Origin of the sequence: Gilvimarinus japonicus, assembly GCF_042847215.1 — a bacterium.
In the GTDB taxonomy this organism is placed as follows: domain Bacteria; phylum Pseudomonadota; class Gammaproteobacteria; order Pseudomonadales; family Cellvibrionaceae; genus Gilvimarinus; species Gilvimarinus japonicus.
In genome coordinates, this window is the sequence record NZ_AP031500.1 from 1,512,728 (window position 1) to 1,526,750 (window position 14,023).

The following is a 14,023-nucleotide window of genomic DNA, read 5'->3' on the forward strand; positions in this document are numbered from 1 at the left end:
GTTAAAAGCGCATGCCCAGTTGCAAGGCGCCGCCGTAGGTATTTTTATCGCCCGCGGTGAGTGCGATGTCTACATTGACCACATTGAAGGGGCTGAGGCCGACACCAATGGAGTAGGTGTCTTCAAGCGTGCCTTCTAAGTCTGTTTTATAGCCCAGGCGCAACTGAGCCCAATAGTTGGCCCCAAACTCGGCGCCCACGCGCAGCTGTTGCACGTCATCATGTAACGCGAAGTTCTCGGCGGGCATTAAATCTAGCGCCGCCTCGGCATTAAACCACTCAATATCGTAACCGAGGGCCGCCACGGCTTGTGGTTTGATGGATAACGTCTCACCCTCAACCACGGTTTTGACATCTTTGCCAATGATGTTATTGAGCACAAGGGCGTAACTCATGGGGCCCTTAAGGTAGGTGGCGCCGGCGTCTAAGCTAAAAAAGTCACTGCTGTAGGTGTAATCTTCGTGATTGTCTTCGATCTCATCGACGTCAAAATCGTTGACGTTATCGCGGTAATAAAAGGTTTCAACATCGACCATTTTGGGGGTTACGCCGACGAGTAAATCGCCCTCTTCACGCCAGCTGAGGCGTTTGCCAAGTGCCACGCCATATTCCGTGACGAGGGCGCCTACGGTAGTTACCTCAGAGGTTAGCTCGTCGCTGGAGAAGGGCGCATCGACACTGTTTTCGATCAGCGTGAAGTCACTGTCGCTGATGTCAGGTATAAAACTGCCGGTCAATGAAGCCCGGGCAAAGGCGGTAGCAGCTAAAACCTGGTTGGGGATGGCCACCGCTATACTCGCACCGCCTTCAACGTACGCGGCGCTGCCGTCAATATCCTGCAGTAGCTCGTTAATCTTCTCAGCGTCATCTGAGTCTAGAGAGGTTCTGTCGTCACCAGTGCCGTTGTAACCATAACCTTCGTACTTATCGAGTAGGTCGTCCAGGTCATCAACATTCTCGATGAGATCATCAGGGTCTGTTGCGAAAGCCCCCAGATTTAAATTTAGCGCGAAATCGTCTTCTGCCTTAAAGTTAGCGGCCAAACTCGGGTTAAGTAATGCGCCATCGACAAAGTCGCCAGTCGCCCAAGCGGCGCCCGCTTTTCCGCTCAGTCGTCCGTTACCGTTATCTGCCGCAAAGGCAGACTGGGAGGCGAGTGCTACTAAAGTAGCGAGTATTGCTTTGTTCATTGTTCTACAGCTCCATGATTTAGATAAATGCGCCAAAACGCGCGGCGATTCTAAACACTTGGCGCATAAAAATACATAGTCAATATTGGGGGTGCAGAGCATTGCGGAAGGTGTGGGGCGGTAAGAAGCGGTAATATCGGTGAGGTTAGGAGGAGCTAGAAAGGCGCCAAAGATTCAATCGTCAATGGCTCAGCGCTGATAGGGTGTGCAAAATTGATGCGCTCGGCGTGCAGCAATAGCCTGTTACTTGCGGCAATGACCGCCTCGGGCGCGTAGAGCGTGTCGCCCACAATGGGATGGCCCAGCTCGAGCATATGCACCCGCAACTGGTGGGAGCGGCCGGTGACCGGTGTTAGCGCGACGCGGGTTTGCTGGGTGTCCGTGTCGCGCGCCAAAACCCGGTAATGGGTGAGGGCGGCTTTGCCATTATCCCAATCAACCATTTGCTTCGGGCGGTTGGGCCAGTCGCAAATCAACGGCAGCTCGACGGCGCCTTCGTCTTGCTCGATAATACCCGCCACCACTGCAATATAGCGTTTACTGACCTGCCGGGTTTCAAACTGGCGGCCGATGTGGCGCAGCGCCTCGTAGCTTTGCGGCACAATCACGATACCCGAGGTCGGCTGATCTAGGCGATGGACGATACGGCTATTGGGGTGACTCACCAGCAGACGATTAATCAGGCAGTCTTGTTTTTCTGGACCGCGCCCTGGCACCGTCAGCAAGCCCGACGGCTTATTGGCGATAACCAAAGCATCATCTTGGTACACGAGCGGCACAGACGGTGTGGGCAAAGATGGGGTCATAGCGATACAGTCATAGTAGGGCTCGGCAGTCAGGTGGTGGCCATTATCCCAGACATCGCCATTCGTACAAGGGCGATTATCGCCAAATGTGCTGCCACTTGGTAAGCTGCGCGCTCGCAACACTGGATGAACAAGACATGAGTGACTTCCCCGCACTGCCGTACCCGTGGCAACAAGAGTTATGGCAGGGCTTTGTACAGCAGTTTAGTGATAGCCGTTTACCCCACGCGCTAATGCTCTCGGGCAGCCCCGGTCTGGGTAAGCGGCACTTGGCGACGGCCATGGCGCAGTATGTATTGTGCCAGCGGCCGGTGTCTGAGTCCGCTTGTGGTAACTGTAAGTCCTGCGAGCTAAACCGTGCCGGTACCCACCCTGATTTTATCCAAGTGGCACCAGAAGAGCCCGGCAAGGCGATTAAAGTGGGTGATGTAAGAGCGTTGACCGAGGCGCAAAATAAAACCGCGCAGCAGTCGGGCTATAAAGTGGTGACCTTAATGCCGGCCGAGGCCATGAACAGCAATGCCGCGAACGCGCTATTAAAAACGCTGGAAGAGCCGGCCGCCGATACTTTATTGATTTTAGTTACCGACTCTCCCAGTGGTGTGTTGCCCACTATTCGCAGCCGCTGTCAGTTGCGCACCATGGCGATACCGCCCCACGAGCAAAGCTTACACTGGTTGATGCCGCTGGTGTCGGGCTCGGGCCATAGTGCGGCCGAGCTGTTAGCGTTGAGCCGGGGGGCGCCACTGGCCGCGCGCGATTTACTGCAAGGGGACGCACTCGATCAACGTGAGCGCTGGGCCAGCGATTTGTGCCAGCTGACCTTAGGCCAAACGGACACCTTAAGCGTTGCCGCCAGCTGGCAAAAAGGTGATGGTCGTGCTGCGGTTGACTGGTTTAGCGCGTGGCTACACGACTTGGCGTGTTGGCAGGTAGGTGCCGAGTGTGCGCGCTTTGCCGATATTGATGCCGGTTTAAATGCAACGCTAAAAGCCATTTCACCGAACTTGCTGCACCGTTTTCAAGAAAAATTGCTACACAGCAAAAAGCTGCTGGCCAGTGGTGCTAACCCCAACGTGCAATTACTGTTAGAAGAGCTGCTGATGGATTGGGGTGTTTTGCTAAGGGCGCGCGGTTAAACGCTTTACACTTGTTGGCAATTTGCTGAACCGTTACCCACAAAAAATTCAGACTCTATGGTAATGTTTGTACTCTCAATCTTGCCCATCGAGTAAATCGCTATGATAAAAAACGCTACACGCATGCTTCGGTTGTCGCTGTTAGGCTTAACGTTAAGCCTGTTGCCCGGAGCGCTGTTTGCCGCCGAGCCCGCCGGTGATTCGGCCGTATCTGAAGAGGATGCGCAGTTTCAGCTCTGGCTCGATGAGTTATACCAAGAAGCGAAAGAGCGCGGCATTAGCGAGCAAACCCTAAAGCAAGCCTTCTCAGAAATTACCCCGCCGGTAAAACGCATCATTAAAACTGATCGCAATCAAGCCGAGGTGGTGCAAACGTACGACAGCTACCTGAGTGCGCGCTTAACCGATTGGAAATTTGCCACCGGGCGCAAGTTGATGGCCGAAAACGCCGAGGTGCTCAATCAAGTCGCGCAAAAATACGGCGTACAGCCGCGCTTTTTGGTGGGAATTTGGGGGATGGAAACCAACTATGGTACTTACCCCATTAAAGAGCCCATTTTTAATGTATTGGCGACGCTGGCCTACGACAAACGCCGTGGGCCCTATTTTCGCAAGCAGTTTTTAGCCGCCCTCGATATGCTCGACAGCGGCTTCCCGACCTACGCTGAGTTGAAAAGCTCGTGGGCCGGCGCTATGGGGCAGTCGCAGTTTATGCCCGATAGCTATCAGCAGTACGCCGTCGATTTTGACGGCGATGGCAAACGCGATATCTGGAACACCAAGGCTGATGTGTTTGCCTCGATCGCTAACTACTTCAAACCCCGCGGTTGGCGCGATGATCAAACCTGGGGCCGGCCGGTACAGTTGCCCGAGGGCGGCGAGCAAAGCTTGCCCGCCGAACAGGCGGCCGGTTTAACCCCCGATGCTGACTGTAAACGCTTTAAAAGCTTAGGCGTATGGCGCGACTTGCGCGATTGGCAAAAGCTGGGGGTGCGCCGCGCCGATGGGTCAGACTTGCCCAATGTATCAATTCCAGCGGCGTTGGTATTGGCAGACAAAGGCGATAATAAAGGTTATATCGTCTACCGTAACTTTTGCACCATCATGAGTTTTAATCCGTCGTTTAAGTACGCGCTATCCATCGGCTTACTGTCGGATGAGTTAAAATAATGCCCAGCTCGCCCATTAGCATCGATTACTACAGCGATGTGCTCTGTGTCTGGGCGTGGGTGGCCCAGCAGCGGGTGGATGAGTTGCAAGCACAGATGCAAGACGCGGTGGCGTTGCGTTACCACTGCGTCGATGTGTTTGGCGATGTGGCGGGCAAAATAGCCACTAACTGGGGCGAGCGGGGCGGTTATGAGGGCTTTGCCCAACATGTTGCTCACGCGTTAAACGAGTATTCTGATTTCACCCTGCATCCCGATGTGTGGACGCGTGTGCGCCCGGCAAGTTCGGCCAGCGCGCATTTAGTGATTAAAGCCGCTGAGCTTGCGGCAGGTGTTTCCGCAGGGGCGGCCCTGGCGTTGGCTATTCGCCAGGCGTTTTTTGCCCACGCCCAAAATATCGCCCAGCTGCCGGTATTGGCGAGCATTGCCGCAAACGCCGGCTTCGGTTGGACTGAGCTGCAACGCTACATCGACAGCGGCGCGGCGATGGCCGCCTTAATGGCCGACTACCAAGGCGCGCGCCTTGCCGGCATCAAAGGCAGTCCCTCGTATGTGCTCGACGGTGGGCGGCAAACTTTGTTTGGCAATGTCGGGTATCGGGTGATACGCGCCAATGTCGAGGAGTTGCTCAATCGGCCTCCGGATAGCGCAAGCTGGTGCTAGCGGGCCCGGCGCTGGACACCGTGCGGCTTATCCATTACCTTTGTGATAGATATTATCTACACGTATAAATAGCCTAGCGCTGTAGCTTACAGCGCTTATTGATCGGATCGACTCTATGCAAGCACTCGGCGGCGCCCGCAACGGCATTCTCTCACTGACCATTAAAGACAAAGCCGTACTCTATGCCGCGTATATGCCCTATGTGCTAAACGGCGGCCTGTTTATCCCCACTAATAAGCCTTACAAGCTGGGTGATGAAGTCTTTATGCTGCTTAACTTGATGGATGAGCCGGAAAAAATCCCCGTCGCGGGCAAAGTGGTGTGGGTCACGCCCAAAGGCGCCCAAGGCAACCGCGCCGCCGGTATTGGTGTGCAATTTACCGACGAAGACAACACTGCCGTGACCAAAATAGAGAATTATTTGGCCGGCTCGCTCGAGTCAGACCGGCCCACCCATACCATGTAACGCGGCGCTGTTCGGCGCCGCCTGTACCCAACCCGCGTCATTTAATACACACAGCCAAAAAATGGTGACAATATGCTAGTGGACTCCCATTGCCACCTGGACAGAATTAATCTCGACCCCTACGATGGCCAGCTCAATCAAGCCTTGGCCGCCGCGCACGCGCGCGACATCAAACAAATGCTGTGCATCAGCATCAGCTTAGATAACGTCGAGCAGGTTATTCAGATCGCCCAGCAAAACCCCTCGGTATTAGCCTCTGTGGGGGTGCATCCGTGCGATGTGTCGGCCGGTACCGCCACCCGCGAGCAATTAACCGAGTGGGCCGGGCGCGATAAAGTCGTCGCCATTGGCGAAACCGGCCTCGATTACTACCACGAGACCGACAGTATCGATGAGCAAAAAGCCAGTTTTGCGCTGCACTTAGAGGTCGCCGGGCAGGTGGGTTTGCCCGTCGTGGTACACACCCGCAACGCGCGCCAAGATACTCTCGATTTAATCAAGGCCCACGGCAACCCCGAGCATGCCGGTGTGTTGCACTGCTTTACCGAAAGCTGGGAGATGGCCCAAGCCGCCATGGAGATGAACTACTACATCTCTCTGTCGGGCATCGTCACCTTTAAAAACGCCAAAGAGCTGCAAGAAGTCGCGCGCAATATGCCACTCGATCGCTTATTGGTCGAAACCGATTCGCCGTACTTGGCACCGGTGCCGTATCGCGGCAAACCCAACGAGCCACAGTACGTGCGTGAAGTCGCCGAATTTGTCGCCGACCTTAAAGGCATCAGCTACGCTGAATTGGCCGAAATTACCACCGAGAACTTTTATCGGCTGTTTAATCGGGCGCAAGCGCACCGCCCGCAGTAGCGCCTTCATAAAGCAACCCACTAAATAACAGCACAGTTTAAAAACCCTGAGGATTTGCCCGTGTCACTGGAAACCATCAAACAACAAACCCGCGCCATGCTGCAGTTGCAGGACGACATGAACAGCAAAGTCCACTCCGCGTGGCGCGAGCAGGGCAACGCCTGGTACCGGGCCATCTGGATCGAATGTGGCGAGCTGATGGATCACTACGGCTGGAAGTGGTGGAAGCACCAAACCCCCGACACCGAGCAAGTCGCACTAGAGCTGATCGATATTTGGCACTTTGGTTTAAGTATTCTTTTACAAAGCGGTGCCAGCGTTGATGAGATTGCCGATAAAGTGGCAAGCGAGCTGGATATCAACACCGACCAAACCGACCTACGTTTAGATGTAGAAGCCTTTACCGCCGCCACCCTTAACGATCAAGCGTTTCATTTAGAACTGTTTGGCCGTTTAATGGCGGGCGTTAATATGAGCTACGCCGAGCTTTATCGCCGCTATGTGGGTAAGAATGTGCTTAACTTTTTTCGTCAAGATCACGGTTATAAAGACGGTAGCTACCGTAAAATTTGGGCCGATGGCCGCGAGGATAACGAGCATTTAGTGGAGGTAGTTGAGGCTTTGGATGCCTCTGATGTGGGTTTTTCTAAAGCGGTTTATGGGGCTTTGGAAGGGCGCTACGTTAAGTAGTTAAGTCTGGCTTTGTCAGCTTTTTCATATGCCCGTATAGCCGGGCGTGGCGAGTGAATTTTCTTGGTCTGGGCAAATCAAACTAACGAAATGGCCTCTCCTGCACTGCGTCCATGCAGCTATAACGGGTTCCATCGCTACGGCCGATTTTAGAGGGCTGTCTCGACATGCCATCCGTGGCCTGATGAGACTTGCGCAAACGCAGCCCAGGCTGCTCTCTCTGTCGCTCCGCGCCATTCACCTTGTTCCTGTTTGCTTACCCCTAAAATAGACCTCCGTTCGGCTGGTTGCAGGGGGTTAAAAGCGGTGCTTCGTAGCACCTCTTCGCGATTTGTTTAGAATCCAGTGGGCACCCAACTAAATGGTCTGCTGACGTAAAGATGTCGTAACCGTGTCGTAAAACTTTCGTCATTAACGGAGCTTGTTTTCGGTCAGAATAAATTGCCAATAACCGAGGGCAAGAATATGGATTTGAATATAGATACCAATAAACTGATAGAGCTTCGTACTCAAAAAGCTTGGAGTCAACAACACCTGGCCGAAGCGGCCAATATCAGTCTGCGTACCGTGCAGCGGATTGAAAAGAGTGGCGTGGCTTCTAAGGAGTCGGTGTTGGCTTTAGCGTCTGCTTTTAGTATGACGGTAGCTGAGTTGGTGGAACAGCCAAAAAAGAAACGTTACTTACACATGGCTGTTGGCACTACAATAGTAATGATGATGACTGTAGCGTCTTTGGTTTTGTACGCTACAAGCACTGAGGTAGACTCGATTACTCTTGCTGTTAAAGTCTTGAAAAATAACGAACCGTTCGCCGATGTACGTTTTTCCGGTTCCGTGGGCGCCGAAAGCGAGTACAAACTGAAAAACCAACTAAAAATAACAGTTGTGCCTCTTAATACCCCCGATGGGTCAATATTACTTGAAGCTAAAATCTACGAGTTACAGGCGAATCAGCAGTATAAATTAATATCAGCGCCTTCTGTTTTGGCAGAGTACCGTCAGCCTGCTTCTGTTAAGGTTTCAGGGCAAAGCGGTATAGTTTATGGATTTGAGATCACGCCCGAGGAGTAAATAGGTTTCGCCTAGCTACGAAGCACGGCTTTTCAGTTCCCCGCGACTGTGTCCCATGGAGGTCTATTTTAGTGGCTAAGTGAACAGGGCAAAGTGAAGGCTGTGAAGCGGCAGAGAAAGCAGTGTGGGCTGCGCTCACGTAAGCTATCACTTAGGCAAGTGACAAAATGAATATCTCGCAGAGAGGGATTGGCTTGGGCCACGGTCTGTCTCTGCAGCCGGTTAAAAAGAGAAACGTGCGTTGTCACGCTGGCGAGATCTGTATATTAATTACACCGATTCTGACTGTGCCAGTCAATGATTTTGCTTTTAACCATAACTGAAGCCAGAGCAGCTCATCCCCAGATACCGCCTTTATTCCTAACCAAACTGACTCGATCTTGAAAAGTGTGTGAGAGCGCAATAATCGTGTCGCATACATCCGTAACGCGTTGAAAATGATTGATCGGGCCTTGCCAGATTAGTATTGGTTCTACGGTCATGTCTCTTACACGGTTTGTCGTCGGTTCGCGAGTTTTTTAGTATCTCTTTTGTCATCGTTGCGATGTGACACTGAGCGCGCCGCCATATGTGTTGCATAAGCTCTTCCCATATTACGCTTTTGCGCAAGGTGGGGCGCCGTCCTCTCCCGGTTGGACAATACTGGTTCGAGCTGTCGTACACGTGTTGTGTTATTGGCACGGGGCGATGGAAACCGAATCTACGATAATAATGAGGACTCCCCCCATGAAATGCAAATTGAGCGTTGCCATCAGCCTAATGATTGCATTGTCCGCCTGTGGCGGCAGCAACGATAGCGGCTCGTCGTCCAGTACCCCAGTAGCGTCTAGCTCTAGCTCCAGTTCCAGTGAAAGTAGCTCCGCCGACAGCAGCTCAAGCAGTAGTGAGCCAGTTGCGAGTAACGAGTGGCAACTGATATGGGAGGATAACTTTGACGGCGATGCAATCGACTCCAGCAAGTGGGAGTTTGAGACTTCTTGTTGGGGCGGTGGCAACAACGAGCAGCAGTGTTATACCGATCGGGCTGAAAATGCCTACGTTGCCGATGGGATGCTCACCATAGTCGCTAAACGCGAGGACTTTACCGGCTCTAACTCTCCCAGTGGTGAGGGTGGTCAACAGACGACGTTGCCTTACACGTCGGCCCGCTTGCGCACGCGTGGTTTGGCTGAGTGGGCGTTTGGTCGCTTTGAGATCAGTGCCAAACTGCCCGCTGGGCAGGGTACGTGGCCGGCGATATGGATGCTGCCGACCAATTCGCCCTATGGTGTTTGGGCCTCCAGTGGCGAAATTGACATTATGGAAGCGGTTAACCTAAAAGCTCAGTCGGATGCCCCCGGTGCTGCCGATGGGGATGTAGAGTCACGAGTACACGGCACTTTGCACTATGGTAGTACGTGGCCAAACAACGTGCATTCGGGGGCTTATTATCAGTTGCCCGATGGCGCCAACCCCGCCGACGCCTTTCACGAGTATGCGCTTGAGTGGGAAGCCGGTGAAATTCGCTGGTACGTGGACGATGTGCACTATGCGACTCACCGGGATTCAGGCTGGTACTCTCAGTACGAGGTGGGGGGCGAGCTGATTGATGCGCCGGAAGGCGCGCCTTTTGACCGCCACTCTCCTTTCCATATGCTGCTTAATTTGGCGGTTGGTGGCAACTGGGCCGGCAACGTCAATGAGACCGGCATCGACGAGTCGGTGTTCCCACAAACCATGGAAGTGGATTATGTGCGGGTATACGAGTGTTCGGGTGAACCCTCTACTGGCCAGGGTTGTGCCACCGTAAGTGACGATGCCGAGTTGATAGAAGGGCATACACCACCGGCACTACAAGGCTCGGAGTTTGCCACGCCGCCATTATTTACCATGTTTGACGACGCTCTGGTCGCCGGTTTAGAGGTTAACAGCTATAACCCGACAGGAGAGGTGACTTGGTCGAGCGATATCGTCGAAGAGGGCCGGGGCTTTGTGTTTAATTACGCCAAGCCGGCGGTGGACGGTAATGTTTACTTTCAGGTAAGCGATGGCGCCGCTGATTTATCCTCATGGGTAGATGGCGGGGTATTGGCGTTTGATTACAAGGTGAACAGCGCGGCCGATGGCAGCAACTTGTTGGTAAAAATCGACAGCGGTTGGCCCAACGCCAGTGATACCACGGTACCGGTTGCGCCCCTGGGGGAGTGGCGCAGTTTTAGCATCGGTGTCGAGGCGCTTCGCGCTAGCGGCAACTCACTGGCCGGGGGCTCTGCCAATATCGAGTTGATTGCCAATATGTTTGTCATTGAATCCAACGGTGCCATTGATGTGTCGTTTGACAATGTCCGCTTAGAGGTGCCCGCCGATTAGCCCTGTGGCACCACCGCGCCTCGGTGCGGTGGTGCCAGTGACGCGATGCCGCTGCACGCGGTAAATGCGGTCAGTTTGACGCCTTTGTCTACTCTTTAAGCCCGCCTCGCATACGTCCCCCTCCTATAGATGAAATTTTTTCTCAATAGCTTATAATACCGGCCCGTCCGGACGCGGTAATGCGTGAGCCCTAACTGCTTACTCGTCTTGGTCATCTGGCTAGCGCATATCTTGCCAGCGTTGCGAGAACCCGGCTGCGTCCTCAACCTTGGGCGCCGGTTAGGGGTTCTGCGAGGCTCGCCGCCTTAGCCCGATTAATTACCTCACTGACAGGTGGTGCGGCAACCCCGCTTAAGCCTGCAAACTACGGAGAAATAAAGTGAAAGCACCCGTTCGAGTTACCGTCACCGGCGCCGCTGGCCAAATCAGCTATTCCCTGTTGTTCCGCATCGCCTCTGGCGCCATGTTGGGCGAAGATCAGCCGGTTATTTTGCAATTGCTGGAAATCACTCCTGCGCTGGAAGCCCTAAAAGGCGTCGCTATGGAGCTGGACGACTGCGCTTTCCCGCTGCTGGCCGGTATGGTTTGCACCGACGATCCTAATGTTGCCTTTAAAGACACCGATTACGCTTTGCTGGTAGGTGCGCGCCCACGCGGGCCAGGCATGGAGCGTAAAGATCTGCTGTCGGCTAACGCCGCAATCTTCTCGGTACAAGGCAAGGCCATCAACGATCACGCTTCACGCGACATTAAAGTGCTGGTAGTGGGCAACCCTGCAAACACCAACGCTCTGATCGCGCAGCGCAACGCCCCAGACATTAACCCCCGTCAGTTCACCGCTATGATGCGTCTGGATCACAACCGTGCTCTGACTCAGCTGGCACAAAAAACCGGTAAAACCATCTCTGATGTTAAAAACCTGGTGGTCTGGGGTAATCACTCAGCGACTCAGTATCCGGATGTTCACCACGCCACTGTCGCCGGTGAAGACGCCATGAGCCTGATCGACCAAAGCTGGTACGAAAACGACTTTATCCCCACAGTACAACAGCGCGGCGCGGCGATTATTAAAGCGCGCGGTGCGTCTTCTGCAGCGTCTGCGGCTAATGCGGCTATCGACCATATGCGTTCATGGGCGCTGGGTTCTGCTGAGGGCGATTGGGTCAGCATGGGTGTATACAGCGATGGCAGCTACGGCATCGAAAAAGGCCTGATTTACTCGTTCCCTTGCGTGTGCAAAAACGGCGACTGGGAAATTGTACAAGGCGTAGAGAACAACGAGTTTTCGAAAGGCCGTATGCAGGCTACCGAGCAAGAGTTGCGTGAAGAGCGCGACGCGGTTGCTGACCTACTGCCATAAGCGGTAAGTTGCTTTGCCCAAAAAAGCCCGCCTGAGCTTACTCAGGCGGGCTTTTTTATAGGGTGACTCTACATTAGAGCCGGTTAGTTACCCTGCGGCCGATCGGAGTAGTAAGTGCGGCCGCTCTCGTCGGTGTGGCGATAAATGGTTTTACCGGTTTCGTCCACTTCGGCATTGTCGGCATCTTCAATGCGGTATTGGCTGTCGGCGTCGACTTGCTCGATCGATTGCGCGCCCTCGACTTGCTCGATCGATTGCGCGCCCTCGACAAAGATGATCTCGGCCAGTTCGTTTACTTTGGGGTTCAGCAGTAGCGGCAGTTTATTGTCAGATTGCAATTGCTGTTTAAACTCGGGGTCATGCAAAATAGCCTGCACTCGCGGGTCGTCTTTTTTAATCTGGTACTGCTGGTAGCCAAGGGCAAATTTTTTCGCCGTGTCGCGGGCATCGTCGCGGTTGTCGATGTCCATGCCGGCGTCTTGCATCAGTTGGCGCAAGTCGTCGTCTTCCATCAAACGTCGAAACGCCGGCACTTGCATCAGCTCGTCGACCTTGCCTTGCTGCATTAAACGCTGGGCGCGAGCGTCTGCCATCAGTTGGCGCATATCCGGGTTATTACTCACCCGACCGACTCGGTCCAGGCTCTCTACCGGATCGGCCACGACCGACTCGGTAATGCGCACGGCGTTGTCACTCTTGCCCGATAACGCAAGCAGGCCCCCGGCCGATTTGCTGACGAGTTTACGGGCGGCGGCATCTACCGGCGTGGTGGTTCTGGATTGTGTTGGAGTCTCTTGTTTAAGGTTTTGCGCCGAATCGTATACACCAAACAAGTACACCAGCAACAAGCCGATAAGGGCACCCGCCGCCGCGCCAACCGCTGCGCCGCCAAGCCTTGATAGCGGGCCCGGCTCTCCTTCACCCTGGGATGGCGTAAGCTTGGCCAGAATCCAAAACAACAGGCGAATGGTGATAAGTGCCGCAAAAAACAGCGCGACTGAGCCGACAAGGTAAGCCGCGATTCCTGTGAGCGAGGTGTACTGCTTGATCAGCTCGGCCACGTCTTTGCTGTAGAAAAAAGTCGCGGCGTAAGCACCTGCCAAGGCAACTATGCGTGCTAGCGACCCCCAAAAACCATTAAAATAGCCGCGAATGGCAAAAAACGCCGTGGCGATACCAAAGATTATTGCCGAAACACCCATAGATCCGTCCAGTTCATTGTCATTATGCAAGAGCAGATCTTATCTCACGGGGGCGGCCGGTTCCAGATAACAGCCATAAATACATACGCTTAGGCGTTACGGCCTAAACCTAAAGAGGCGCTTCCATGACCTTATACCGCTGCCCCAGTTGCCAGGCGCCACTCGAGCGCTGGGAGGCTACCTATCGCTGCGCTGCCAACCACAGCTTTGATATTGCTCGAAAAGGCTATGTGAATTTACTGCTGGCGCATCAAATGGCCTCAAAGCAGCCCGGCGACAATAAAATGATGATCAACGCCCGGCGGGAATTTTTATCGGCCGGGTTTTATCAGCCGTTGGTCGATAGGCTCGTGCAATTGTGCCGCGAGCACAGCCTGCAGCAACTGCTGGATGCCGGCTGTGGGGAAGGGTATTACGCTGCCAGCCTTGCCGCTGCCGGCGTTAACGTGGCCGGGGTCGATATTTCTAAAGAGGGGATTCAGGCGGCGTGTCGGCGCAGTAAAAGCATCGACTGGTGTATCGCCAGCGTGGCGGAGCTGCCTTATTTGGATGGCGTTTTCGATTCGGTGTTGTCGGTATTTTGCTTTGTCGACGAGGCCGAGTTTGCGCGGGTGTTAGCGCCCGGCGGTTTGGTGGTGTTTGTGGGGCCGGGGGATGACCATTTACCCAACCTGCGCGCGGCATTATATGATGAGGTTCGGCCCTATCGCAGCGCCAAGCAGCAAGCGTACTTTGCTGGGTTGAGCTTGGTCAGCCAAGAGCGTTTAACGTTCGATATTCAGTTACACGATGGCCAACAAATAGCCAACCTGCTGAAAATGACCCCCCATTACTGGAGTACCAGCCCCGCCCAACAGTCGTCATTGTTGGGTTTAACACAGTTGCGGGACACTGCTGATATGAGTATTCAGGTGTACCGTAAGAACTAACGCCTATTAATTCGGGTGCCATCTAGCGGATATGTGTATAATGACGCCAGCGTTATACATGGGTACGTCAAATTTTAATGGCTATACTATACCGGTGCTAGCCTGCCGGGAGAACGACGCGGAGAT

The 14,023-nt window shown here is 54.0% G+C and carries 13 protein-coding genes; 10 read left to right on the forward strand and 3 right to left on the reverse strand.

Annotation, left to right across the window (positions count from 1 at the left end; all coding sequences use genetic code 11):
- Window position 1: 1 nt before the first annotated feature.
- Together traF and ACGHAD_RS06295 are read right to left on the reverse strand one after the other, a co-directional pair.
- Window positions 2-1,189, reverse strand: a complete 1,188-nt coding sequence (gene traF, locus ACGHAD_RS06290; RefSeq protein ID WP_382416335.1) for a conjugal transfer protein TraF — start codon at window positions 1,187-1,189, stop codon at window positions 2-4.
- A gap of 155 nt (window positions 1,190-1,344) precedes the next feature.
- Window positions 1,345-1,995, reverse strand: a complete 651-nt coding sequence (locus tag ACGHAD_RS06295; protein WP_382416333.1) for an RluA family pseudouridine synthase — start codon at window positions 1,993-1,995, stop codon at window positions 1,345-1,347.
- Window positions 1,996-2,132: 137 nt separating this feature from the next.
- Here ACGHAD_RS06295 and ACGHAD_RS06300 point away from each other — a divergent pair, with 137 nt between their 5' ends.
- The 9 genes from ACGHAD_RS06300 to ACGHAD_RS06340 all read left to right on the forward strand — a co-directional run bounded on the left by ACGHAD_RS06300 (window position 2,133) and on the right by ACGHAD_RS06340 (window position 11,766).
- A complete protein-coding gene (locus tag ACGHAD_RS06300; protein ID WP_382416331.1) occupies window positions 2,133-3,134 on the forward strand; it encodes a DNA polymerase III subunit delta' in 1,002 nt (333 codons plus the stop codon).
- Window positions 3,135-3,236: 102 nt separating this feature from the next.
- Complete coding sequence (locus ACGHAD_RS06305; RefSeq protein ID WP_339616138.1) at window positions 3,237-4,304, forward strand: lytic murein transglycosylase; 1,068 nt, start codon at window positions 3,237-3,239, stop codon at window positions 4,302-4,304.
- Entirely contained in the window at window positions 4,304-4,966 is a 663-nt protein-coding gene (locus ACGHAD_RS06310; RefSeq protein ID WP_382416329.1) for a DsbA family protein, read from the forward strand. Before ACGHAD_RS06305 ends, ACGHAD_RS06310 begins: the two co-directional genes overlap by 1 nt.
- Before the next feature lie 115 nt (window positions 4,967-5,081).
- The gene (locus ACGHAD_RS06315) at window positions 5,082-5,432 is read left to right on the forward strand and encodes a PilZ domain-containing protein (protein WP_041523574.1); all 351 of its coding nucleotides are present in this window, start codon (window positions 5,082-5,084) and stop codon (window positions 5,430-5,432) included.
- Between the two features lie 72 nt (window positions 5,433-5,504).
- Window positions 5,505-6,296: a TatD family hydrolase gene (locus tag ACGHAD_RS06320; RefSeq protein WP_382416327.1), complete on the forward strand. Its 792-nt coding sequence runs from the start codon at window positions 5,505-5,507 to the stop codon at window positions 6,294-6,296.
- Between the two features lie 75 nt (window positions 6,297-6,371).
- A complete protein-coding gene (locus ACGHAD_RS06325; RefSeq protein ID WP_339616345.1) occupies window positions 6,372-6,986 on the forward strand; it encodes a dUTP diphosphatase in 615 nt (204 codons plus the stop codon).
- Window positions 6,987-7,451: 465 nt separating this feature from the next.
- Entirely contained in the window at window positions 7,452-8,057 is a 606-nt protein-coding gene (locus ACGHAD_RS06330; protein WP_339616135.1) for a helix-turn-helix domain-containing protein, read from the forward strand.
- A 726-nt stretch (window positions 8,058-8,783) separates the two neighbouring features.
- Window positions 8,784-10,406 (forward strand): family 16 glycosylhydrolase, encoded by a 1,623-nt coding sequence (locus ACGHAD_RS06335; protein WP_382416325.1) that lies wholly within the window; start codon window positions 8,784-8,786, stop codon window positions 10,404-10,406.
- Window positions 10,407-10,785: 379 nt separating this feature from the next.
- Window positions 10,786-11,766 (forward strand): malate dehydrogenase, encoded by a 981-nt coding sequence (locus ACGHAD_RS06340; RefSeq protein ID WP_339616133.1) that lies wholly within the window; start codon window positions 10,786-10,788, stop codon window positions 11,764-11,766.
- Between the two features lie 83 nt (window positions 11,767-11,849).
- Here ACGHAD_RS06340 and ACGHAD_RS06345 read toward each other — a convergent pair whose 3' ends face one another.
- Entirely contained in the window at window positions 11,850-12,998 is a 1,149-nt protein-coding gene (locus ACGHAD_RS06345) for a CvpA family protein (protein WP_382416322.1), read from the reverse strand.
- 95 nt (window positions 12,999-13,093) lie between these two features.
- On the opposite strand from ACGHAD_RS06345, the gene ACGHAD_RS06350 reads away from it, so the two are divergent.
- The gene (locus ACGHAD_RS06350) at window positions 13,094-13,897 is read left to right on the forward strand and encodes a putative RNA methyltransferase (RefSeq protein ID WP_382416320.1); all 804 of its coding nucleotides are present in this window, start codon (window positions 13,094-13,096) and stop codon (window positions 13,895-13,897) included.
- Window positions 13,898-14,023: the final 126 nt, after the last annotated feature.